Genomic DNA, 19,215 nt, shown 5'->3' with positions numbered 1-19,215 from the left:
AAGGGCCGAAGGGCCNNNGGGCCGAAGGGCCGAAGGGCCGAAGGGCCGAAGGGCCGAAGGGCCGAAGGGCCGAAGGGCCGAAGGGCCGAAGGGCCGAAGGGCCGAAGGGCCGAGGGGCCGAAGGGGGGGCTGGCCAAGGGGGACGGGGCCGGAGAGATTCCTCGACGGCCCGTGACCGGCGCCCGCGCCGGTCGTTGTAGGTGTCGGTCAGCGAAGTGACACCAGACGGCGGGGCTCGTGAGAGCCCCGCCGTCGGTCGTTCGGTCACAGCATCAGATGCCCGCCGAGGCCATCTCGATGATCGAGCGGTAGTGGGCTGCCGCGGACACCACGCAGGCGCGGTAGGTGCGGTTCTCCCGGACGACCAGGAAGTAGTCCCTGATCTGCTTCCAGTACTGACGCAGGTAGCTCAGTCCCGGTACGAAGCCGGGCGGCCTCGGCACCAGGGCGAAGGCCTCGGAGCACTTGAGGATGCCGCCGGTCACCTCCGACAGCACGTCCGCCACTTCGGCGTTCATGTTCCAGCCCGCCGCGAGCTGCGGGGTCCAGATGGACCCCGCGATCTCGCGCAGCCGCTCCTGCTCCTCCGGCGTCGGATCGGCCGGCAGCGCCTGGTGGGCGACCGCCGCCGGACGCCCGGCGGGGGCCTGCGCCGCCTGTACCGGACCAGCGGCTCCGACCGCCACGATCGCACCCGCGGCGACCAGCGCCACCGCCGAGAGTCTGAGTGAACGCACCGTCATGACTACCCCTCCCGCAATGAAATCCCTGGGCAGAACTGCGCGTCGACGCTCGCAGCGGGCCGGACCGCGGTCAACGGCGCCTCCTCGGCCACGTCCCGCGGAAAGGGTGATCCCGCGGCACCTAGGATGACCGGGCCCAAGGGATGAGGGAGTTGAGGCATGAGGCGGTTGTACGTCCTGGCCGTGGCCGGAGCGCTCATGGTCGCGGCGGCGGGTACCGGAACCGCGCAGGCGGGGCCCGCGGGCCCCGCCTGCGACGCGACGGCGGAGGTCTTCGCCACCGACAACACCGCGGTCATCACCGACCCGGACGACCCCCGGCTGAGGACCCGGCTGACGCGCTTCGACCGGGAGGTGCGCGCGATCATCCGCTCCCACGGCGCGAGGCCAGGCGCCTCGACCCTCCTCGACGGCGTGTTCTGGTCCGGTGACCTGGCCGCGGCCACCTACGAGCGCTCGCGGGAGTTCGACGTGAACAGGGTCGGCCCCGCCGGGCTGCGCCACATCGCCGGCGTCATCCGCAAGGAGTACCGCCAGGAGTCGGTGCTGACCTTCCGGTGCCTGCCGCGCAGTTCTCCGGAGGCGGACTCGGTGGAAGTCCAGGCCCCCGGCGTCAGCCGGACCGCCCTGCACGAAGCCCTCGTCGCCGACCCCGCGGCACGCGACCGGCTCGGCGGCGGCTCGGTCACGCTCGACGGACGGCTCGTCCTGGTGGCCCCGCTCGCCGACCTGGACCTGGCCCGGAAGTTCACGGCCCGGCTCGGCGTCGACTGGAACACGGCCGAGGTCCGTTACGGCGACGCCGAGTTCGTGTCCGGGACGCCGTAGGGGTGAGGGGGTGAGGTGCGGCGGGGGACGGCCGGGCACCCGCCGCGGCCCTGGCCGTAACCCGGTGGCGAGCGTGCCGACCGCCCGGAGAATGGGCTCATGCAGATACGAGCCGTGCACCCCGACGAGTTGCCTCGCCTCCAGGAGATCGAGCGGGCGGCCGGGCGCTGCTTCCGGGACATCGGAATGCCGGAGATCGCCGATGACGAGCCGCTCCCGCTGCACGAACTCGCCCGCTACCAGGAGGCCGGGACGGCCTGGGTCGCGGTCGACGGCGCCGGTAGGGCGGTCGGTTACCTGATCGCCGAACGGGTCGACGGGGGCCTGCACGTCGAGCAGGTGTCGGTGCACCCGGACAGCGCCCGCCGCGGGATCGGCCGGGCCCTGCTGGAACACCTGGCGGAACTGGCCCTGCGCGAAGGGGTGCCGTGCCTGACGCTCACCACCTTCACCGAGGTCCCGTGGAACGCCCCGTACTACGAGCGCTGCGGGTTCCGGCTGCTCGACGAAGCGGAGCTCTCCCCCGGCCTGCGCGGCATCCGCGACCACGAAGCGGCCCACGGCCTGGGCCGATGGCCGCGGGCCTGCATGCGCCGGACACTCTGACCACAGGACACCGTGACCGCAGGTCCCTCGGCCCGCCGGACGCTCTGGCCACCGGCGCCGTCCGCCCCGCTCACGCCAGGACGACCCGCATCCTGAATTCGGCCAGGATGCCGAGCACCTCGCCGAACAGGTCGTACGGCCGGCCGTCCGGCTCCAGGGCGTTGGACAGGTGCTCGCGCGCCGTCGCGGCGTCCCGCCAGAGCAGGGTCCCGGGGGCGGTGTAGCCCGAGGAGCCGCCCAGGCAGTCCGCGAGGGAGCTCGGGCAGCCGCCGAGGTAGCCGCCCGGCCCGTTGACCGCTTCGCCGAGCGCCAGGTAGAGGCCGGGGACGTCCGTGACGTGTCGGCCGTCGAGCGTGTGCGACCGGCCGGACGCCCGGCCGTCGGGCGCCGGCCGGCCGCGCCGCTCCCGGACGTGGTCCAGCCAGGCCCGGCGCTGCCGGGTGTCGAGTCCGGCCCAGGCGCCGGGCGCCCGCGGCGGTCCGGCGAGCCACTGCTCCCAGAGCGGCCGGGCCTGCTCCGGGACAGGCGCGGAGAGTTTGCCTTCCAGTTCCAGGTCGATCAGGCCTGCGCCGTGTACGGACGGGTGCCAGGCGCTGACGGTGACCCACAGGCGCAATCCGGCGAACGGCTCGCCCCGGCCGTCCCGTACCGACAGGACGGCCTCCCCCAGGTCCAGCGGGAGCCGGGGGGCCGTCTCCAGGGTCCGCCGCAGCTCGTCACTCGGGGCCGTTCCGCGCAGGAGGACCGGGGGTTCCACCGGCCGGGGAGGCAGGACGCGGGTGAACTCCCGGCACGTACCCAGCCAGCGCCGGCCGTCGTGCAGCCGGACGGCGCCGCCGTGCGCCTGCGGCGGGTCGTCGTGACCGTCCCGGCCGATGAGGACGGGACCGTCCGCATCCAGGAGGTGGTCGAGGCTCTCGGCGTCCTGGAGCAGCCAGGGACCGAGGGCGGCGTCCTGCGGTACCCACCACACCTCGTGGCCGGTCCAGCCGCGCATCCCGGTCCCTTCCGGGACCCAGCCGGACAGTGCGTAGCCGTGGCGCCAGGGCGTCCCGAACAGCCCCTCGGCCTCGGCACAGACGCCCCAGACCTGGCCGTCCTCCGCCCTGGTCAGGCTGTACCGCGCGCGCCCGCGACGCTCGCCGTCCGCCTCGCCCGCCCCGTTCGCGGCCACGCTCAGATGACTCCGCCCGTGGTCGTGGCGTAGAGGGCGATGATCCCGAACAGGCAGGCCACGACCAGCCACGACCGGAGGCTGGTGTGCCGGCCCGTGCGCGTGCCGCGGCGGCGGCGGGTGGTGCGCGGGGGTGCGGACGGGCCCGGCGCGGTCTCGGACAGCAGGCGGCGGCAGGCCGCGGCGAGTTCGCCGGTGCCCGCCGTGAGGCTGGCGACCGCCTCCGAACGGGCCGGTGCGGTCGTACCGCCGTCGAGGATCCGTCCGGCGCGCAGCAGGATCTCGTCGCGGCCCGCGCCGGTGGAGAGGCTGATCCAGCGCTGGACGTGCTCCCCCCGGATGACGACGGCTCCGCCCCGGTCGCGGTACACGGTGTGCTCCCGCCACAGCACCCCGGCCAACTCGTCTGCGGTGTCCCGCAGTTGCGCACTCATTCCGCTCCCCCACATCACCAGCACAATCGAACAAAGATCGCACTCTAGTACCCGTGGGGTCCCGTGCCGGAGGCGGGGCCACCGTGCAGCGCACGGCAGGGCGCCACAGCACACGGCAGGGCCGCCGGACCGGGCCCGGCTGACCCGCGTACTACCGTGGGAGTACGCGGGAAACGCTACGTCGGGGTGACGCAGGTGACGGCGGGCGCCGTCTAGCGTGGCTCGTATGGATGAGCAGCGCGAACGCCCGGGGCCTCCCTGGCGGCGGTGGGTGGAGCGGGCGGGGCGGGGCCCGGCCTGGCGCTCCTCGCTGTTCGTCGCCGTCCTCGCGCAGATCGGTTCGGGGTGGGCGGCGCACGAGCAGAGCGGGCGGGTCGCCGTCGACTGGTTCGCGCGGCTCCTGCTGCTGCTCGGCCCGCTCCTGCTCGTGTGGCGCCACCGGTATCCGGTGGCCGTGGTGTACGGGGTCGCCGCCGTCACCCTGGTGTATGTCGGCGCCGGGTATCCGTACGGGCCGGTCTTCATCAGCCTGGCCCTGGCCTGCTTCGCCGCGGTGATCGCCGGTCACCGCAGGGCCGCGTGGGGCGCCGTCGCCCTGCTGTGGGCCGGGCACCTGCTCATCGGGCACTGGCTCTACCGGTGGCTCCCGCCGCCCGGGGACGGGCCGGCTCCGTGGGCGCAGGAACTGGCGGCGGCCGCATGGGTGCTGGCGATCCTCGCCGTCTCCGAGCTGGTCCGCACCCGCAGGGAGCAGTGGGCCCGGGACCGGGCCGAGCGGGCGGCCGCGGAGCGGCGCCGGGTGGGCGAGGAGCGGCTGCGGATCGCCCGCGAACTCCACGACGTCCTGGCCCACAGCATTTCGGTGATCAACGTCCAGGCGGGGGTCGGGCTGGCCCTGCTCGACAGTGATCCCGAGCAGGCCCGTACGGCGCTCACCACCATCAAGGCCGCCAGCAAGGAGGCCCTGGGAGAGGTGCGGCAGGTGCTCGACACCCTGCGCGCGCCCGGCGAGGCGCCGCGTACGCCCGCGCCCGGTCTCGACCGGCTGTCCGAGCTCGTGGAGCAGGCGGCCACGGCCGGGCTGACCGTCGAGGTCACGGTGGAGGGGCAGCCCCGGGGGCTGCCGCCCGGAGTGGACCTCGCTGCCTTCCGGATCGTGCAGGAGGCCCTGACCAATGTCGTGCGGCACTCCGGTGCGCGTACCGCCCGGGTCCGCCTGGTCTGGCAGCCGCGGGACCTGGAACTGCACGTGGCCGATGGCGGGCCGGCCACCGGCGCCCCTTCGGGCGGGAGCGGGACCGGCCTCGTGGGCATGCGCGAGCGGGCCTCGGCGCTCGGCGGCAGCATCGAGGCCGGTCCACGGCCGGAGGGCGGCTTCGCCGTGGTCGCCCGCCTCCCGGTGCAGGCCGTAACCCCCCGGGAGGACCCGTGATCCGTGTACTGCTCGCCGACGACCAGCTGCTCGTGCGGGCCGGCTTCCGGGCCCTGCTCGACGCCCAGCCCGACATCGAGGTCGCCGGGGAGGCCTCCGACGGCGCGGAGGCCGTCCGCCTGGTGCGGGAACTGCGGCCCGATGTCGTCCTCATGGACATCCGGATGCCGGTGCTCGACGGCCTCGCCGCCACCCGGCGCATCACCGGGGACGGGGCCCTGGAGGGCGTCCGGGTGGTCATGCTGACCACCTTCGAGCTGGACGAGTACGTCTTCGAGGCGATCCGGTCCGGCGCCTCGGGCTTCCTGGTGAAGGACACCGAACCGGCGGAACTGCTGCGTGCGGTCCGGGCGGTGGTGGAGGGCGACGCCCTGCTGTCCCCGGGGGTCACGCGCCGCCTGATCGCCGAGTTCGCGGCCCGTTCCAGACCGCCCGCGGCCGAGGGCACGGGCCTGGACCTCGGGCGGCTCACCGACCGGGAGCGGGAGGTCATGGCCCTGGTGGGGATGGGCCTGTCGAACGAGGAAATCGCCCGGCGGCTGGTCGTCAGCCCGCTCACGGCGAAGACCCACGTCAGCCGGACGATGGTCAAGCTGGGGGCCCGGGACCGCGCACAACTGGTCGTCCTGGCCTACGAGTCGGGGCTGGTGCGGCCCGGCTGGCTGGGCTGAGACCCAGGACCGGCGGCGCACGTACTCCCGGCGGAGCAGGGACGGTGCCGCCGGTCGTACGACGACCCGGGGCCTTCGCGGAGCGAGGCTCGGAGTGGGACAGGAAGTCCCGCTACCGACCTCCCCCTTCCGAGGAGCTGAACCGCGATGAACACCCTCACCACTCTCACCACCCTCGCGTACGAGGGGCCCGGCCCGTGGATCCTGTTCTTCCCACTGATCTGGGCAGCCGCCGTGATCGGTGCGGTCACCGTGCTGCGCCGCACGGTGTGGCGCAGCCGCCGCGGACCCTGGCAGGGCCGCGGCTCCGGCGCCGTAACCGGTGAGCACTCCCCGATCACGGTCCTGGGGCGCCGCTTCGCCTCCGGTGAGATCGACGAGGACGAGTACTGGCGGCGGCTGTCCGTGCTGGACGAGCAGTTCGGCCGCAGCGCCGCGGGCGGGCCGGCCTGAGCCCCGCCGCCGCACCGATGACGCACCCATGACGCACCGATGAGCACCGGGCGGCGGCGAGGCGCCTCCGCCCGGTGCGTCGGGCTGCCGGGAGCGGTCAGCGGCACTGGCCCGTCCGCGGGCCCGTCACCGTGTTCCCGCTCTGATGGAGCGTCGGGGTGTTGCCCTCGCAGCGCAGCGGACCGGTGACCCGGTTCGACTCCGCTGCGGGGGCGTCCTTCCCGGGCGGCAGGCCCGCTCCGCTGTTGCCGGTCACGGTCACGGGGCCCGTCACCTTGTTGGCCGAGGCCTCGACGCCCGCGGTGTTGGCCTCCACGACCAGGGGCCCGGTCGTGGTGCTGCCCGCGCAGGGACGCTCACCGGCGCCGGCCGAGCCGATCAGCACGTAGCCGCTGCTGCCCCTGACGCTGACGGGCCCGGTGAGTACGGAGCCGCAGACGGTGACGGCGCGTGCGCCGTCGGCGGACACGGGGCCGGTGATCCGGGCGCCCGTCACGGCCAGGGCGCCGCCCGGCCGCACCTGGACCGGCCCGCTCTGGGAGCCGCCGGGGCCGATGCACAGCGCCTGGCCCTCGGCCACGGTCAGGGGACCGTGGTGGGGGGTCGTGAGGCAGGGCGAGCTGAACCCGACCGTCACCGCGGCAGGACCGGCTGTCCCGCTCCCGGCGAAGACCGGGTCACCTTCGTACTGCGCGGTGACGGGATGCGAGCCGGGCTGGAGTGCCGAGGTGGTGAAACGGGCCACCCCCGCGGTCAGCGGTACGGTCGCCAGCAGCGTCGTCCCGTCCGAGAACCGCACCGATCCGCGGTGGTGTGTGCGCGGGCGGTACGTCGGCTGTGGCCGGTCCGTCTCCGGGGCAGCAGGGTCTCCGCCGCACGCCCGGAGACAGGTCCGCGGGAATTGCACATGCGGACTATACAGCTCTCAGAGGCTGCACCTATGAGGTGATCCGACGAATTTCACAGCAGATGCAGAGTTCGGAATCCTGCCGGTGCGCATCAGGTTCGCAGGCGACATGAGCTGATTTATCCTGGCTTACTGCGTTGCGCCCTGTTCATCATGGGGACGGCGCGGTTCCTCCGGCCCCGCCTCCCTCCGCTGGAAGGCACCGCCTTGACACGTACGCACCGCCGCGCTGCCGCGATCCTGCTCGCCGCACTGTCCCTGTGCACCCTGCCGTCGGTCACCGCCCCGCCGGCCCGGGCCGCCGGGCCGGCGCACTGCTCCCCCGCCTCGCCCCCCGTCCGCCCGGGCCGGCCGGACGAGGCGCCCCAGGGGCAGCTCGTCGCGATCCTGCCCGACGCCGGCCCCCGCAGCGGGGGCACCCAGGTCACCCTGAACGGCACCGGCCTGACCCCGTACACCCGGGTGCTCTTCGGCTCCCTCGGACCGGACGGCTGCTTCACGGGACAGGAGGCCACCACCGTGGTGGTCCTCAGCGACACGGCCCTGGTCGCCGTCACTCCCCCGTGGCCCGCGGCCGCGACCGTGTCCGTCTTCGCGGCGACCCCCTGCGGGCAGCTCACGAACCCGCTCTCCTTCACCTACCTGGACTGAGGGGCCCGGGCCGAGGGGCGTTCCGGCCGAGGGGCGTTCGGAGCCGATGGAAGGTAAATGCGTCGACAGCACCCCCCGGCACCCGGCAAAGTGACCGCCCGTGACGAGCAGTGAGCTGTGGACCCGTGCGACCGCCGACCGCTACGACGCCGAGGAGGCCGAGTCGTCCTCGGCCGCCGTTCTCGGACCGACCATCGCCTTCCTCGCCGAGCTCGCCGGAGACGGCCGGGCCCTGGAGTTCGCCATCGGGACCGGACGGGTGGGCGTCCCGCTCCGGGAACGCGGCGTGCCGGTGGTGGGCATCGAACTGTCCGAGCACATGGCAGCGGTGCTGCGGCGCAAGGCCGACGAGGACACGCTCCCGGTGGTCATCGGGGACATGGCCACCACCGTCGTGCCCGGCGGGTTCAGCCTGGTCTATCTCGTCTACAACACCATCACGAACCTGCTCACGCAGGACGAGCAGGTCGAGTGCTTCCGCAACGCCGCACGCCATCTGGAGCCCGGCGGCCGGTTCGTCATCGAGCTGGGCGTGCCGCCGCTGCGGTTCCTGCCGCCCGGCCAGGTCGCGGTGCCGTTCGACGTCTCCGAGCAGCATCTCGGCTTCGACACCTTCGACCTCGTCGAGCAGATCCTCGTCTCGCACCACTTCACCCGCGACGGCCACGACGGCGACGACCGCTACCGCCGCGAGAACTCCCGGCACCGCTACGCCTGGCCGGCGGAGCTCGACCTGATGGCACGGATCGCCGGACTGGAGAGGGAACGCCGCGTCGCGGACTGGGACGGGGCGCCGTTCACCCAGGACTCGGCGAAGCACATCTCCGTGTGGCGCAAGCCGGCCTGAGGCCGGCCACAGGGTCCCGTCCGTCTCCGCCGCACCGAAGGCCCCGCCCCGCCCGGCCCCGTTCGCCGGACGGGTTCAGGGGAGGTCGGCGGTCGGAAGGTCGAGCTGGTACACGTGGGGTGCGTCGGACTCCCACTCCAGCAGGTGCCCCTCCCCCAGGACCGCGTCGTCGGGGTCGGGCAGCCCGGCCCGCCTCAGGAACTCGATGACGTCCTCGTCGGATCGGGCCAGTCCGAGGGACTCCTCACCGCTCCCGGTCCGCAGGGTGACCTGCCGGCCGCCCGACGGGTGGATCCGGTGTACGACGACCGGTGCATGGCGCATACCCCCACCCTCGCCCCGTCGGCCGGGCCCTGCACCCCGGGGACGCCGCGCAGGGCCCTGCACGCCGCTCAGAGGCTGCGGCCCGCGGAGGCGACGGCTCCGGGGACCCGGAACGCCGAGGGATCGGGGTACGTCGCCTTCTCCGCCTGCACGACCTCCTCCACCTGCGCCCTGAACTCGGGCCCGAAGAGGTCGACGGTCAGCAGCAGCCGGAGCCCCTCCAGGGTCGGTTCCAGCAGCGGACGGCCCATCCGGGAGCCTCCGCCCGGCACCCCGGTGAATCCGGCCCGGGCAGCGGGCATCCTCCCGGCGACCCGGCCCTCCAGACCGGCGGCCGCGTGGCCGAGTATCAGCGCGAGCTCCGTGAGGTACCGCCTGGCCCCGAGAGCCATCTCCTCGGCGCCCTGGAGGGTCTGGACTGTGCCGCCCGCCACCTTGAAGTCGTCGCTGGTCCGCTTGAGGCCGCGCGCCTCGTACACCCCGAGGGCCTCCTCGAAGAGGCGGCCCGCCTCGTCCACCGTCTTCATCGCCGCCACCAGCTGGTCGATGTCGATCTCCCGCGTCACGCTGCCTCCTGGTCCGGAACTGTGCTGATCAGACCGTAGGAGGCGCAGCCCGTGCTACGGAACACCTCTGCCGAAGGGAAATCCCGAAGTCACAGGCCTGTGACCCGGCCCCGCAGGCCCCGTGTCAGCTCTCGGCGGCAGCGGTCGGCCCGCTCGGGGCTGGCAGGAACTTGCCCGACTTGAGCCGCAGCTGCCCCGCGAAGTACTCCTCCGCGTCGGGACGCATCCGGGCGAGGGCGACCAGGGCGGTGATGGCCACGTCGCACACCTCGTCGTGGACGTCCTCCCAGCTGTGGGACTGGCCCTTGCGCGGATTGGTCCCCTTGACCCCGATCACGGCCTGGGCGGCCTCGCCGAACTCCTCCCCGATCTTCAGGACTTGGAGTACGTGGCTCTCCTGGGGCCGGATGCCCCGCTCGGCGTCGGCCGCGTCGAAGCGGGCGGCGAGTGCGGTGACGGTGTCCCATGCGGCGGTCACGGTTCGGGGTGCCTTCCTGCCGAGGCGCGCTCGGCGCACCGAATGACCCTGAAAGCGGGACGGATTGGGCTCACTTCCTCCCCAACAGGCGAAGCAGCACCATACTCGGAGCATGGCCGACACCTTCACTTGCGCGCGCGGGGCCGAACCCGCGCGCCCCGTTTCCCGGGCGGCGTGAGGCGCGTGGAACTGCACATCGACCACCGCTGGCTACTGGAGCGGCAGGAAGCCCTGTTCAAGGACGTGGAGGTCGCCGACCACTCGGCGCTGGCCGCCGCCGTGGCCCGGCACCGGGTGAACACGCCCAGCCTGCACGTGGACGACCCGGACGCCTACTGGCGCGCCGCCGCGCTCCTTGAGGCGATCGTCCTGCTGCGCCCGCTCCCCGCGCACAACGAGTACTTCGCCTACGGGGTGGCGGTCGCGTACATCGAGGCGTCCGGCCGGCTGGTGGACGCCCCGTACGAGCACTGGCGCGACCTCATGACCGGGGTGCGCGCCCTGCACCTCAGCGTCTTCGACGTGGCGGACCGCCTGCGCTCCTGGCAGCCGGCCTAGGTTGCGGGGCTCGGGGAATCCGGCCCCGCGACCGTCCCTGCCGCCCCGTCAGCGCCTGCGCGCGCCGGGGACGGCGTTCACCAGGAGCGCGTCGGTGACGAGCCGGGCGCCGCGGGCGAGGCGGCTGAGCTGTTCGAGCTCGACGGCGTACATCCGGATGGTGTTCTCGATGACGGACTCGGCCACCCCGAGCACGGGCAGTTCGGCCCGGCTGGTCTGGAGGGCCACGCGCACCGCGCGCATCTCGTGCTGCAACTGGAGCTGCACGTGGCGGCCGAGGAGCGCGTGATGGCGGGTCAGGGTGAGATAGCTGCCGTAGCGGGCCGGAATCAGGTCACGCAGCCAGCGCGTGGCCGAGCGTTCCCAGTCGTGGGTCCCGGGGGCCTTGACCTGCATGGGCCAGTCCGGGCTGCGTGTGATGGTGGCCGTCTGGGGCATTCTCGTCACTTCCGAGTGGTGTCGAACTCTGACCGAGATGGTGCTGGGGGCGGCCTCGGCCCAGGGGTTGACCGAGGCCGCCAGGGCGCTCTGCGGGATCCGAGGGCCTGACTCGACCCGTAGCCATGACGCGAGGAGGAGGAGCGTCACGCTGCGAGTCTGTTCTAGGAGGACGTGGGGACGTCTTCCTTGGCATCTGGAGGATCCGGGGCGCCGCCGTCAGTAAACATATATACCGTCGAGTAAGCAAGCGCATGAAAAATTTCATGCACCGCGTGGCCTGAATATATTCCTCAAGAAACCTTCAAAAACTTCCCTAGAGGAAGAATCCATGCTGGTCAGCGACCTGTTCATACCCTTCGAGCCGCGACTGCGTCCGTTCGGGGTCCGCATCAGCCATGGCCTGAAGTAGTGCGGCCGACAGCATGCCGGGAGCCGCGTACGAGTCGAACACGAGACGCGATCCGGTCCCCGCGGTCAGCGCCACGTCCGCCTCGTCCACCAGCGGCCCCAGCGTGGGGTCCGTGATCAGCACGACGCGCAGCCCCGTGCTGCGGGCGGCCCTGACCGCGGCGAGGGTCTCCTTGGCGTGCCGCGGCATGGCGAAGGCCAGCACCCAGCTGCCGCCCGCAGCCCTGGACTGGAGCAGCGCGTCGAAGGCGACGCTGCCCCCTCGGGTCACCAGCCGTACGTCGGGGTGGATGCGCCGGGCCGCGTAGGCGAAGTACTCAGCCAGGGAGACCGAGATCCGCAGGCCGAGCACGGTCAGCGGCACCGACCGGGCCAGCTCACGGCCGAGGTCCAGCACCTGGTTGGTGTCGGCGAGCAGGCGGCGTACGTTCTCCAGGTTCTCGATCTCGGCGTCGACGGCGGCCTGGAGCTCGTTGCGGCGGATCTGTTCGCCGCTGTCCGGGGCCCCGGCCACCGCACTGAGCGCGATCGGCTGGAGGACCTCCCGCAGGGCCGGATAGCCGCTGAAGCCGAGGGAGACGGCGAAGCGGGTCACGGAGGGCTGGCTGACGCCCACCCTCTCGGCGAGCTCGGTGATCGAGAGGAACGCCGCCTCGGTGAGGTGGTCGATCATGTACTGGGCGATCCGGCGCTGTCCCGGGGACAGCCGGTGCCCGTCGAAGAGTGCGAGGAGCCGGTCGGCGGGGGCACGGCCCTGTTCCGTCGACGGCTGGCCGCTCGGCTTGATCGCAGCCGCCTGTGCGCGTGCCTGCTGGCCCGATGACACCCGAGGGCCTCCTTCTCATGTCACTCGTGTTCAAACATAGCTCACGCCCCGTGTTCGGCGAACCGGCCGGTCCCGGCGACGCACAGCGGCGTCGCCGGGACCGGCAGGCCCTCTTCAGTTCCAGTAACGGCCGTGCGTGGGGCAGGTCTGGCCGGTCCCTCCGCAGGCACTACAGGTCTTGCCGCTCTGGCCCCGGCAGGCCGGGCAGTTGACGACGGCCTTGCCGTCCTTGCGGCACTTCGCACCGCTGCCCGCACGGCCGGCCGTGAACAGCCCGCCGCCCGTCGTGTAGGCCCAGTTCTTGCCGTGCCGCGGGCACACGTATCCCGCCGTGCACCGGCCGCACCCCCGGTCGCAGCACTTCTCCAGGGTTTCCCCGTACCGGCACTTCATCTGGCTCATGACCGCCGCCTCCGCTCCGTATCCGTGTCCGTGTCCGTGTCCGCGTCCGTGTCCGTCCTGATGTCCTCAGGCGGTCTTCCAGCTGCGGGTCCGTACGCTGCACTGCGCGAAGCTGATCTGCAGGCCGCCCGCGAGCCCGATGGCGTTCCCCATCCACCTGCGGATCGCACCCATGCGGCGGTCGAGGTACACCTCGCCGGTGCAGCCGCTGGTCGTGGGGGTGAGGTCCACGAGGAACCGGAAGTAGGTGTCGATCTTGTTGCCGGCCGTCACCGTGATCCCGCTGCGGTCCAGCCGGCTGAGGTAGACCGCCGCTGCGAGGCCGGGTTCCGACACCTCGAAGACGGGGTCGCTCAGCTGCTCGGACACCCCGCTGAAGACGATCTTCAGCGTGTCCTCCACGGAGTGCGGCGATTCGAAACTGCCGATGCGCTTGGTGAACGTACTCATGGGAACTCCTCGGTCTCGTTCTGCCGTCGGTCCGCCGACGCCCTCCCCGCCCCGGTCCGGGGTGCGGCGGCCCCTCGATGCTGGCCCCGCGGCGCCACCCCTGTCTGTCCCCGAAGTCCGGGACAGACAGGGCGGGTTCGGCGGTGATAGTTCTGGGAAGCGGAGTCACGCACTGCCCATGTCGAGGGGGAACCGATGAGCGGGTACGAACCCACCGGTACACAGGACGCCGCCGAGCCGGTCCGGCTCGCGGCCGTCGACGACCACCCGGTCGTGCGGTGGGGGCTGCGCAGCTGCCTCGCCGAACTCGCCCCGGACATCGAGTGGGTGGGGCTGGAGGTGGACGTCACCTCCCTCCTCGCCGCGGTGACCTCGGTCCCCTCGGTCGTCCTGCTCGACATCGAGCTGGGGGACGGCAGCCAGGTGGAGGACAACGTCACCCGGCTGCGCGAGGCGGGTTCGCGGGTCCTGCTGTTCACCCGGGAGCACCGGCCCGTGGTCGTCCGCCGGGGCATCGAGGCCGGAGCCCTGGGCCTGGTGCTCAAGGAGGACCCGGAGACGGAGCTCCTCGAAGCGGTACGGGCGGCCCACGCGGGCGACTCGTACGTGTCCGGGCGCCTCGCCCACCAGATCGTCAACGACCCTCGGGGCCTCGTCCGGCTGAGCGAGAAGCAGCTCGCGGTGCTGAAACTGCTGGCGCGCGGGATGAAGGTCCCGCAGATCGCCGGGCGCCTGTACATGAGCACCGGAACGGTCAACACCCACCGCAAGCGGGCCATCCACGCCTTCTCCCGTCAGGACGGCCACCAGCTCACCGACAACAACGAGCTGGTGTGGCGGTCGGTCGTCGACGGACACATCGAGGTCGCCCCCGACCCCCGGCCGGACCGGTGATCCGCGGGACCTACCGCTTCGGGGTGGAGTGCGCGCTCCAGCGGTCGTACGCCGGGCTGGCGGTGCTCTTCGCGGCGGTGTGGTCGGCGACAGCCGTCTCCCTGGCCGCTTCGTCCGGCACCCGGTACCCGCTGACGCTCGCGTCCTCGGTGCTGTTCGTCGCGCTGCTCGCCGTCACGGCGCTCCGGGGATGGCGGACGGAGCTCTCCGGCGCACGGGACGCCCTGTCGGCCACCGGTGTGGCGCTGGCGGTGCACGCGGCGTACGCCCTGGAGCAGCCGCCCGCCCTCTCCGTGGGCCTGCGGTGCATGGCGACGGTGTCCGCGGTGCTGCTCGCCGTGGGTTTCCTGGGGGGCCGCCCGGGCTGGACGGCCGCGCTGCCGGCCCTCGGTGCCCAGGCGGCGGCGAGTCTGCGCGCCGAGGGGCCGTTCGGGGCGCTGGAGGGGGTGTGGCCCCCGGCGGCCTCCGCGATGGCGGCCGCGGCGCTGGCCCCGGTGCTGCGCGGGGCGGGACTGCGGGCGGACGCGGCCGTGCGCGCCAAGCTGGACGCCGTCGCGGCGGCGGCGCAGGCCCAGGCCGCGCGCCGGGCGCACCGGGAGTTCCAGCGGCTGCTGCACGACGACGTGGGCGCCGCGCTGCGGGCCGCTTCCCGGCCCGGCGTCCCGGCCTCGGAGCAGCGTTCCCAGGCCCGGCGCGCGGTGGCGGGTCTGACCTCGGTGCCCGCCGGGACGGACGAGGACGCCGGGGTCGATCTCGCCGCCCGGCTCGGTGAGGACGCCGTCGCCCGGATCGTGGCGGTGGCGGCGACCGCGGCGGGCGCCGGTCCGGGGCCGCGCGTGAGCGTGGACCTGCCGCCCGGCGGGCTGCTGCTCCCCCGCGACGTCGGCGAGGCCTGCGTACGGGCGGCGACGGAGGCCCTGCGCAATGCGGGGCTGTACGCCGACGCCACGCGGGTACGGGTGGAGCTGCAGGACCACGGCGGCGCGACCGCGGGCGCGGACGGGGGCCGGAGCGGGAGCGGGGAGGGGATGACCCTGACCGTCTCGGACGACGGCGTCGGGTTCGCCCCGGACCGGGTGCGCCGGACCTCCCTCGGGCTGCGCCGGTCGGTGCACCAGTGCATGGCGGACGTGGGCGGCTCCGCGGAGGTGATCAGCGCGCCCGGGCGGGGCACGACCGTACGCCTGCGCTGGCGGCGGGCGGCGCAGGACCGGCCCGCCCCCGGGCCGGCGCGTCCGCGCAGCCGGGCCGAGACGATCAGGGCTGCGATCGGTGACGTCCGGCGGCCGCTGTCCGCCGTGTGCCTGCCCTTCCTGGCGGTCATGGGCTGGGTGGCCGCCGTACACGCCCCGCGGACCCCCGGCATGGTCTGGTACCTGCCCTGGTACGGGGTGCTCGCGGCGGCGACCGGGCTGATGCTCGCCCGGGCGGACCGGGGCATCGGGCGGCGGGCGGCGCTGGGCTGGTCGGCGTTCGCCGTGGGCGGCTCGGTCAGCAGCCTGCTGGTGATCCCCGCCGAGGGGGTCGCGGACTACACCTCATGGCCCATCGGTGCGATCACCCCGCTGCTGACCCTGCTGGTGACCGTGCGTCCCCGATGGGAGGTGGTGCTGGCGCTGGCCTGCGAGGAGGCCGGGATCCTCGTGCTGGTCGCGGCCCGGCAGCCGGAGGGCGGGTCGGCCCTGCACGCGGTGGTCGCGGCGCTGCCGGCGCTGGTCGCCCCGGTGATGGGGGTGGTCATGGGCGGCGTGATCGGCCGTACCGTGAACCGCCTGGGGGGTGCCGTCCTGGACGCCGAGGCCACCCGGACGGCCGTCGTGGCCGCGGAGTCCGCGGCGCGGGCGCGCCGGGCCCAGCACGGCAGGCAGCTGTCCGAGCTGGACGAACTGGTCCTGCCGTTCCTGCGGGTGCTGGCCTCCGGTACGGCGGGGGACGCGGACGAGGTCCGGGGCCGGGCGAGCAGGCTCGGACAGTCGCTGCGCGACGAGCTGCACCTGTCGGGGGTGCTGGACCGGCCGCTGCGCGCCCTGATCGACGGGGCCCGCCGGGCGGGGTGCAGGGTGGACATCCATGCGTACGCGGAGGAGGAGGACCGGGCGGATTCCGGCGGCGGCGTCCGTCCGGACCTGGTGCACGCGATGCTGACCGCCGCGCTCCGGGACCGGCGGGCCCCGGCGGACCTGGTGCTGAGCATCCAGTACGGGGCCCTGCGGTCAGGGGTGAGCCTGCTCGCCTCGCCGGGCGATCCGGGCCGGGCGGCCGCCCTGCGGGAGCTGCTCGCCGGAGAGCGGGCGGAGGTGGAGGACTCGGCCGACCTCACCTTGGCGGAGGTCGACCTCCCGGGCACGAGGCGCCCGGGCCCGCCTGAGCGCGGAGCAGCCCGGGCCTGACGAGCTCGTCGGCCAGGAGACCCGGCCGGCTGCTCCCGCGGGGCAGTCGGGCCCTGGTCAGATCGTGACCGGGCCGCGGGCTGTGGCGAACTCGACCGCGACCAGGCCCGGTTCCTCGTCCTCGACCCAGGTGACGTCGATCTGGTCGAGGGGGTGGTCGGCCGGTTCGCCGAGGAATTCGGCGATGGAGGCGGCGTCGCCGGCGAGGGAGACCCCGTGGATGGTGGTGGAGGTGCGCGGGTCGGCGCCGGGGCGCTCCTCCTGGGGGACCAGCCACTGGAGGAAGTAGGGCAGTTGCGGGTCCTCCATCAGTTCCAGCAGGCCGATCTGCTTCCACCTCAGGTCGAACCCGTCGGGGCGGACGCGGTGGCCCTCGGCCGAGGTGCGGCCGAGGCGGGCTTCGACCGGGGCGATGTCGTCTACGGAGACCACCCAGCCGAGCCAGCCGCCGCCCTCGGCGGCGCGGCGCGCGACGGCCTGGCCGAAGGGTGCGCGGTCGGCGGCGGGGTGGTCGAGTGTGGTGACGACCTCGACGTAGGTGCCGCCGCTCAGCGGGAGGATGAAATTGCGGGTGCCGAACCGCGGGTGGACGCCCCCGTCGACGAACCCGGCGCCGAGGGCCGATCCGATCCACTGGACGGTGGAGACGAAGCTGTCGCGGGCCACCGCATAGGACACGTGATCAAGTCGCACGGCGCCATCATCACCCGACAACCCGCACAAATCCCGACGCCACGCCCGCCGCCCCGGCCGCGTCCGCGAGGCAGCACCGCTGCCGCCTCGCCCTGGCCCACGAACCGGGAGGGCCTAGTCCTGGGCCCGGGAGGTGACCGGGGCGTCGGTGCGGTCGCCGAGGAACTCGTACCAGCGGCGTTGCAGGCACAGGTAGCGGGTGTCCGCCTCGGCGAGTTCGAGGAAGGAGCCGATCGTCGTGCCGAGCCGTTCGCCGAGGCCCTGGTCGAGGAGGGCCCCGTCCTCGGCGAAGGCCTGGTGGGCCGTGGCGAGGCTGAACATGTCGGGGTAGACCCGGGCGCCGAGGTGTTCCAGCGGGACGCGCAGGGCCCACAGGCCGCGGTTGCCGCCCACCAGGGAAGGCGACGCGGAGACCAGCAGGGTCTGCTTGTCCTTGAACGGCTGGGGGCGGAAGCGGGACACCCAGTCGATGGCGTTCTTCACGGCGCCGGACACGGAGGCGTTGTACTCGGGCGAGGCGATGACCAGGGCCTGGGCCGCCTCGATCCGTGCGCACAGGGCGAGCGCCCCCGGCGGCAGCCCGCCGTCGGCCTCGGCGTCCCCGTCGTACGTCGGCATGGCGAAGTCGGCGAGGGTGGCGGGGTCCACGCCGGCGCCGGCCCGTACGAACAGACCCGCGACGAGGTCGGCCAGCCGGGCGTTGACCGAACCGGTGCGGGAGGACCCGGACAGGACGAGCACGCGCAGGGCGGAACGGGCGTGCTCGCCGTCGTGCGGGCAGGCGGGGTCCGCCGGGAAGCGGTCGGGTCCGTGTTCGGTGGAGGTCACTGCGTCTCCTGCTCTCGGCGCTGGGATGGGGTCCGCGCGGCCGGGCCGCGCACGCGGCGGGACCCGCACACGCGGTGTGCGGGTCCCGGCCGGGCCGCTCGGGTCACCTCTTGCCGGGGCGTTCCCAGCGGTAGAACTCGTTGGCCATCGCGTCCTTCGGGCTGCGCCACGTGTCCGGGTCGTGCGGGCTGATGTAGGCGGTGAGCCGGTCGCTGAGGTCCCGGAACTCCGGGTGCTCGGTGACCTGGGCGATCGCGGGTCCGGGCGGCCGGTCCGAGTCGATGAGGTGGAGGTACACATCACCGAACTGGAACAGGCTGCGGCGGGTGACGCCGACCAGGTCCGGGAGTTCGCCCGCGTCCGAGGCGGCGAACAGCTGGGCGATGTCGGGGGCGGACTGCGGCGCCATGCGGGCGACGATCAGAGCGCGGTGCGTGGGGGCCATCGGGGGTGCTCGCCTTTCGTTTCAGAGCCGGCTGACGGCGGGGGTGCGGGTCTCGCGCTCGCGCTGTTCGATCTTGTCCCGGATGAGCGCCATCTGGATCGGAGAGTTGCGGTTGATGTTGTCGGTCATCCAGTCGTCGTCGACGGGGGCGTCCGGCTTCATCGCGAAGTCCTGCGTCCACTTCATCCGGGTGCCGCCCGGCACCTTGAAGTACTGCCAGTGGATGTCCATGTGCGCGAACGGGCCGGTCTCCACGCGCCGGGCCCGGACGGTGAGGCCGTCGCGGTCGACGGTCCGCTCGGAGACCCAGCTCCACACCTTGCCGTTCTCGTCGGGGTGCATGGTCAGGCGGAACCTGGTGGTGTCCCCCTCCTGCTCGAGGATCTCCAGCGAGGCGTACTCGCTGAACAGCTGCGGCCAGCTCGGGAGGTCGTTGGTCATCTCCCAGACGACCTCGACGGGTGCGTTGACGGTGATCTCGTTCTCGGTGTGCCCTGCCATGTCAGGCTCCTGTCATCAGGCTGTTGTTGACGAGGTCGAGGAACTCTCGGGGGGTCTTGCAGCGGTCGGCGTCGGTGGGCAGCGCCCGGCCGCGCCGGTTCTCCAGCTCGCCGACGACGGCGAGCAGCCCCAGCGAATCGAGGCCGTACTCGTCGAAGGCGGAGTCCTGCCGGTCCGCCATCTCGGCCGGGTCGACCGTGATGCCGGCGGTCTTCATCAGGGCCGCCAGCTCCTCCATGGTCAGTCGGTCGGACATGGGGGTCTC

General features: G+C 73.4%; 26 protein-coding genes. 10 read left to right on the top strand and 16 right to left on the bottom strand.

What is annotated here, in order from left to right; translation table 11 throughout:
* Positions 1–272: 272 nt before the first annotated feature.
* On the bottom strand, positions 273–743 hold the full coding sequence (locus IO30_RS0139140) for a hypothetical protein (protein WP_031151354.1): 471 nt from the start codon (positions 741–743) through the stop codon (positions 273–275).
* A gap of 159 nt (positions 744–902) precedes the next feature.
* Between IO30_RS0139140 and IO30_RS0139135 the strand changes: the two genes are divergently transcribed.
* Positions 903–1,571: a hypothetical protein gene (locus IO30_RS0139135; protein ID WP_031151352.1), complete on the top strand. Its 669-nt coding sequence runs from the start codon at positions 903–905 to the stop codon at positions 1,569–1,571.
* A gap of 99 nt (positions 1,572–1,670) precedes the next feature.
* A complete protein-coding gene (locus IO30_RS0139130; RefSeq protein ID WP_031151351.1) occupies positions 1,671–2,177 on the top strand; it encodes a GNAT family N-acetyltransferase in 507 nt (168 codons plus the stop codon).
* Positions 2,178–2,247: 70 nt separating this feature from the next.
* Here IO30_RS0139130 and IO30_RS0139125 read toward each other — a convergent pair whose 3' ends face one another.
* Together IO30_RS0139125 and IO30_RS0139120 are read right to left on the bottom strand one after the other, a co-directional pair.
* Complete coding sequence (locus IO30_RS0139125; RefSeq protein WP_051858816.1) at positions 2,248–3,351, bottom strand: barstar family protein; 1,104 nt, start codon at positions 3,349–3,351, stop codon at positions 2,248–2,250.
* Between the two features lie 2 nt (positions 3,352–3,353).
* The gene (locus tag IO30_RS0139120) at positions 3,354–3,785 is read right to left on the bottom strand and encodes a hypothetical protein (RefSeq protein ID WP_031151347.1); all 432 of its coding nucleotides are present in this window, start codon (positions 3,783–3,785) and stop codon (positions 3,354–3,356) included.
* Positions 3,786–4,011: 226 nt separating this feature from the next.
* Between IO30_RS0139120 and IO30_RS0139115 the strand changes: the two genes are divergently transcribed.
* The 3 genes from IO30_RS0139115 to IO30_RS0139105 all read left to right on the top strand — a co-directional run bounded on the left by IO30_RS0139115 (position 4,012) and on the right by IO30_RS0139105 (position 6,341).
* Positions 4,012–5,217, top strand: a complete 1,206-nt coding sequence (locus tag IO30_RS0139115; protein WP_031151345.1) for a sensor histidine kinase — start codon at positions 4,012–4,014, stop codon at positions 5,215–5,217.
* Positions 5,214–5,888 (top strand): response regulator transcription factor, encoded by a 675-nt coding sequence (locus tag IO30_RS0139110; RefSeq protein ID WP_031151344.1) that lies wholly within the window; start codon positions 5,214–5,216, stop codon positions 5,886–5,888. Before IO30_RS0139115 ends, IO30_RS0139110 begins: the two co-directional genes overlap by 4 nt.
* Positions 5,889–6,035: 147 nt before the next feature.
* The gene (locus tag IO30_RS0139105; protein ID WP_031151343.1) at positions 6,036–6,341 is read left to right on the top strand and encodes an SHOCT domain-containing protein; all 306 of its coding nucleotides are present in this window, start codon (positions 6,036–6,038) and stop codon (positions 6,339–6,341) included.
* 97 nt (positions 6,342–6,438) lie between these two features.
* On the opposite strand, the gene IO30_RS0139100 is transcribed toward IO30_RS0139105, so the two are convergent.
* Positions 6,439–7,140 (bottom strand): Ig-like domain-containing protein, encoded by a 702-nt coding sequence (locus tag IO30_RS0139100; RefSeq protein WP_031151342.1) that lies wholly within the window; start codon positions 7,138–7,140, stop codon positions 6,439–6,441.
* A 315-nt stretch (positions 7,141–7,455) separates the two neighbouring features.
* Here IO30_RS0139100 and IO30_RS0139095 point away from each other — a divergent pair, with 315 nt between their 5' ends.
* On the top strand, positions 7,456–7,899 hold the full coding sequence (locus tag IO30_RS0139095; protein ID WP_237403296.1) for an IPT/TIG domain-containing protein: 444 nt from the start codon (positions 7,456–7,458) through the stop codon (positions 7,897–7,899).
* 100 nt (positions 7,900–7,999) lie between these two features.
* A complete protein-coding gene (locus tag IO30_RS0139090) occupies positions 8,000–8,746 on the top strand; it encodes a class I SAM-dependent DNA methyltransferase (protein ID WP_031151340.1) in 747 nt (248 codons plus the stop codon).
* Positions 8,747–8,821: 75 nt separating this feature from the next.
* Here the strand turns inward: IO30_RS0139090 and IO30_RS0139085 are convergent, their stop codons facing one another.
* The 3 genes from IO30_RS0139085 to IO30_RS0139075 form a co-directional block, all read right to left on the bottom strand.
* Positions 8,822–9,070 (bottom strand): hypothetical protein, encoded by a 249-nt coding sequence (locus IO30_RS0139085; protein ID WP_031151339.1) that lies wholly within the window; start codon positions 9,068–9,070, stop codon positions 8,822–8,824.
* Between the two features lie 68 nt (positions 9,071–9,138).
* Positions 9,139–9,636, bottom strand: a complete 498-nt coding sequence (locus IO30_RS0139080) for a hypothetical protein (RefSeq protein ID WP_031151338.1) — start codon at positions 9,634–9,636, stop codon at positions 9,139–9,141.
* A gap of 124 nt (positions 9,637–9,760) precedes the next feature.
* Positions 9,761–10,114 carry a MazG-like family protein gene (locus IO30_RS0139075; protein WP_031152017.1) on the bottom strand — a complete coding sequence of 118 codons (354 nt, stop codon included), beginning with the start codon at positions 10,112–10,114 and terminating at the stop codon, positions 9,761–9,763.
* A 183-nt stretch (positions 10,115–10,297) separates the two neighbouring features.
* Between IO30_RS0139075 and IO30_RS0139070 the strand changes: the two genes are divergently transcribed.
* Positions 10,298–10,672 carry a hypothetical protein gene (locus IO30_RS0139070; protein ID WP_031151336.1) on the top strand — a complete coding sequence of 125 codons (375 nt, stop codon included), beginning with the start codon at positions 10,298–10,300 and terminating at the stop codon, positions 10,670–10,672.
* A gap of 48 nt (positions 10,673–10,720) precedes the next feature.
* Here IO30_RS0139070 and IO30_RS0139065 read toward each other — a convergent pair whose 3' ends face one another.
* The 4 genes from IO30_RS0139065 to IO30_RS0139050 all read right to left on the bottom strand — a co-directional run bounded on the left by IO30_RS0139065 (position 10,721) and on the right by IO30_RS0139050 (position 13,199).
* Positions 10,721–11,110, bottom strand: a complete 390-nt coding sequence (locus IO30_RS0139065; protein ID WP_031151335.1) for a hypothetical protein — start codon at positions 11,108–11,110, stop codon at positions 10,721–10,723.
* 316 nt (positions 11,111–11,426) lie between these two features.
* On the bottom strand, positions 11,427–12,347 hold the full coding sequence (locus IO30_RS0139060) for a MurR/RpiR family transcriptional regulator (protein ID WP_031151334.1): 921 nt from the start codon (positions 12,345–12,347) through the stop codon (positions 11,427–11,429).
* Between the two features lie 114 nt (positions 12,348–12,461).
* The gene (locus IO30_RS0139055) at positions 12,462–12,749 is read right to left on the bottom strand and encodes a hypothetical protein (protein ID WP_031151332.1); all 288 of its coding nucleotides are present in this window, start codon (positions 12,747–12,749) and stop codon (positions 12,462–12,464) included.
* 66 nt (positions 12,750–12,815) lie between these two features.
* On the bottom strand, positions 12,816–13,199 hold the full coding sequence (locus IO30_RS0139050) for a hypothetical protein (RefSeq protein WP_031151330.1): 384 nt from the start codon (positions 13,197–13,199) through the stop codon (positions 12,816–12,818).
* Between the two features lie 195 nt (positions 13,200–13,394).
* Between IO30_RS0139050 and IO30_RS0139045 the strand changes: the two genes are divergently transcribed.
* Together IO30_RS0139045 and IO30_RS45805 are read left to right on the top strand one after the other, a co-directional pair.
* Positions 13,395–14,093 carry a response regulator transcription factor gene (locus tag IO30_RS0139045; RefSeq protein ID WP_031151328.1) on the top strand — a complete coding sequence of 233 codons (699 nt, stop codon included), beginning with the start codon at positions 13,395–13,397 and terminating at the stop codon, positions 14,091–14,093.
* Entirely contained in the window at positions 14,090–16,483 is a 2,394-nt protein-coding gene (locus IO30_RS45805) for an ATP-binding protein (RefSeq protein WP_031151327.1), read from the top strand. The genes IO30_RS0139045 and IO30_RS45805 overlap by 4 nt, the downstream gene beginning before the upstream one ends.
* A 57-nt stretch (positions 16,484–16,540) precedes the next feature.
* Here IO30_RS45805 and IO30_RS0139035 read toward each other — a convergent pair whose 3' ends face one another.
* From IO30_RS0139035 to IO30_RS0139015, 5 genes are all read right to left on the bottom strand, one after another.
* On the bottom strand, positions 16,541–17,176 hold the full coding sequence (locus IO30_RS0139035; RefSeq protein WP_031151325.1) for a VOC family protein: 636 nt from the start codon (positions 17,174–17,176) through the stop codon (positions 16,541–16,543).
* Positions 17,177–17,290: 114 nt separating this feature from the next.
* The gene (locus IO30_RS0139030; RefSeq protein ID WP_373316404.1) at positions 17,291–18,004 is read right to left on the bottom strand and encodes an NADPH-dependent FMN reductase; all 714 of its coding nucleotides are present in this window, start codon (positions 18,002–18,004) and stop codon (positions 17,291–17,293) included.
* Between the two features lie 103 nt (positions 18,005–18,107).
* On the bottom strand, positions 18,108–18,449 hold the full coding sequence (locus IO30_RS0139025; protein ID WP_031151321.1) for a TcmI family type II polyketide cyclase: 342 nt from the start codon (positions 18,447–18,449) through the stop codon (positions 18,108–18,110).
* A gap of 21 nt (positions 18,450–18,470) precedes the next feature.
* Positions 18,471–18,950: an SRPBCC family protein gene (locus IO30_RS0139020; protein WP_031151320.1), complete on the bottom strand. Its 480-nt coding sequence runs from the start codon at positions 18,948–18,950 to the stop codon at positions 18,471–18,473.
* A 1-nt stretch (position 18,951) separates the two neighbouring features.
* Positions 18,952–19,206 carry an acyl carrier protein gene (locus IO30_RS0139015; protein ID WP_031151318.1) on the bottom strand — a complete coding sequence of 85 codons (255 nt, stop codon included), beginning with the start codon at positions 19,204–19,206 and terminating at the stop codon, positions 18,952–18,954.
* Positions 19,207–19,215 lie beyond the last annotated feature (9 nt).

Source organism: Streptomyces xanthophaeus, assembly GCF_000725805.1.
Lineage (GTDB): Bacteria > Actinomycetota > Actinomycetes > Streptomycetales > Streptomycetaceae > Streptomyces > Streptomyces xanthophaeus.
Note: the sequence above shows the minus strand (reverse complement) of the source record. Positions and strands in the feature narration are given on the sequence as shown.

What these genes read in the sequence shown, in the direction of transcription:
- IO30_RS0139140 (WP_031151354.1), bottom strand. Translation starts at nt 743, where the DNA reads ATGACGGTGCGTTCACTCAGACTCTCGGCGGTGGCGCTGGTCGCCGCG.
- IO30_RS0139135 (WP_031151352.1), top strand. Translation starts at nt 903, where the DNA reads ATGAGGCGGTTGTACGTCCTGGCCGTGGCCGGAGCGCTCATGGTCGCG.
- IO30_RS0139130 (WP_031151351.1), top strand. Translation starts at nt 1,671, where the DNA reads ATGCAGATACGAGCCGTGCACCCCGACGAGTTGCCTCGCCTCCAGGAG.
- IO30_RS0139120 (WP_031151347.1), bottom strand. Translation starts at nt 3,785, where the DNA reads ATGAGTGCGCAACTGCGGGACACCGCAGACGAGTTGGCCGGGGTGCTG.
- IO30_RS0139115 (WP_031151345.1), top strand. Translation starts at nt 4,012, where the DNA reads ATGGATGAGCAGCGCGAACGCCCGGGGCCTCCCTGGCGGCGGTGGGTG.
- IO30_RS0139105 (WP_031151343.1), top strand. Translation starts at nt 6,036, where the DNA reads ATGAACACCCTCACCACTCTCACCACCCTCGCGTACGAGGGGCCCGGC.
- IO30_RS0139085 (WP_031151339.1), bottom strand. Translation starts at nt 9,070, where the DNA reads ATGCGCCATGCACCGGTCGTCGTACACCGGATCCACCCGTCGGGCGGC.
- IO30_RS0139065 (WP_031151335.1), bottom strand. Translation starts at nt 11,110, where the DNA reads ATGCCCCAGACGGCCACCATCACACGCAGCCCGGACTGGCCCATGCAG.
- IO30_RS0139055 (WP_031151332.1), bottom strand. Translation starts at nt 12,749, where the DNA reads ATGAGCCAGATGAAGTGCCGGTACGGGGAAACCCTGGAGAAGTGCTGC.
- IO30_RS0139050 (WP_031151330.1), bottom strand. Translation starts at nt 13,199, where the DNA reads ATGAGTACGTTCACCAAGCGCATCGGCAGTTTCGAATCGCCGCACTCC.
- IO30_RS0139045 (WP_031151328.1), top strand. Translation starts at nt 13,395, where the DNA reads ATGAGCGGGTACGAACCCACCGGTACACAGGACGCCGCCGAGCCGGTC.
- IO30_RS0139025 (WP_031151321.1), bottom strand. Translation starts at nt 18,449, where the DNA reads ATGGCCCCCACGCACCGCGCTCTGATCGTCGCCCGCATGGCGCCGCAG.
- IO30_RS0139020 (WP_031151320.1), bottom strand. Translation starts at nt 18,950, where the DNA reads ATGGCAGGGCACACCGAGAACGAGATCACCGTCAACGCACCCGTCGAG.
- IO30_RS0139015 (WP_031151318.1), bottom strand. Translation starts at nt 19,206, where the DNA reads ATGTCCGACCGACTGACCATGGAGGAGCTGGCGGCCCTGATGAAGACC.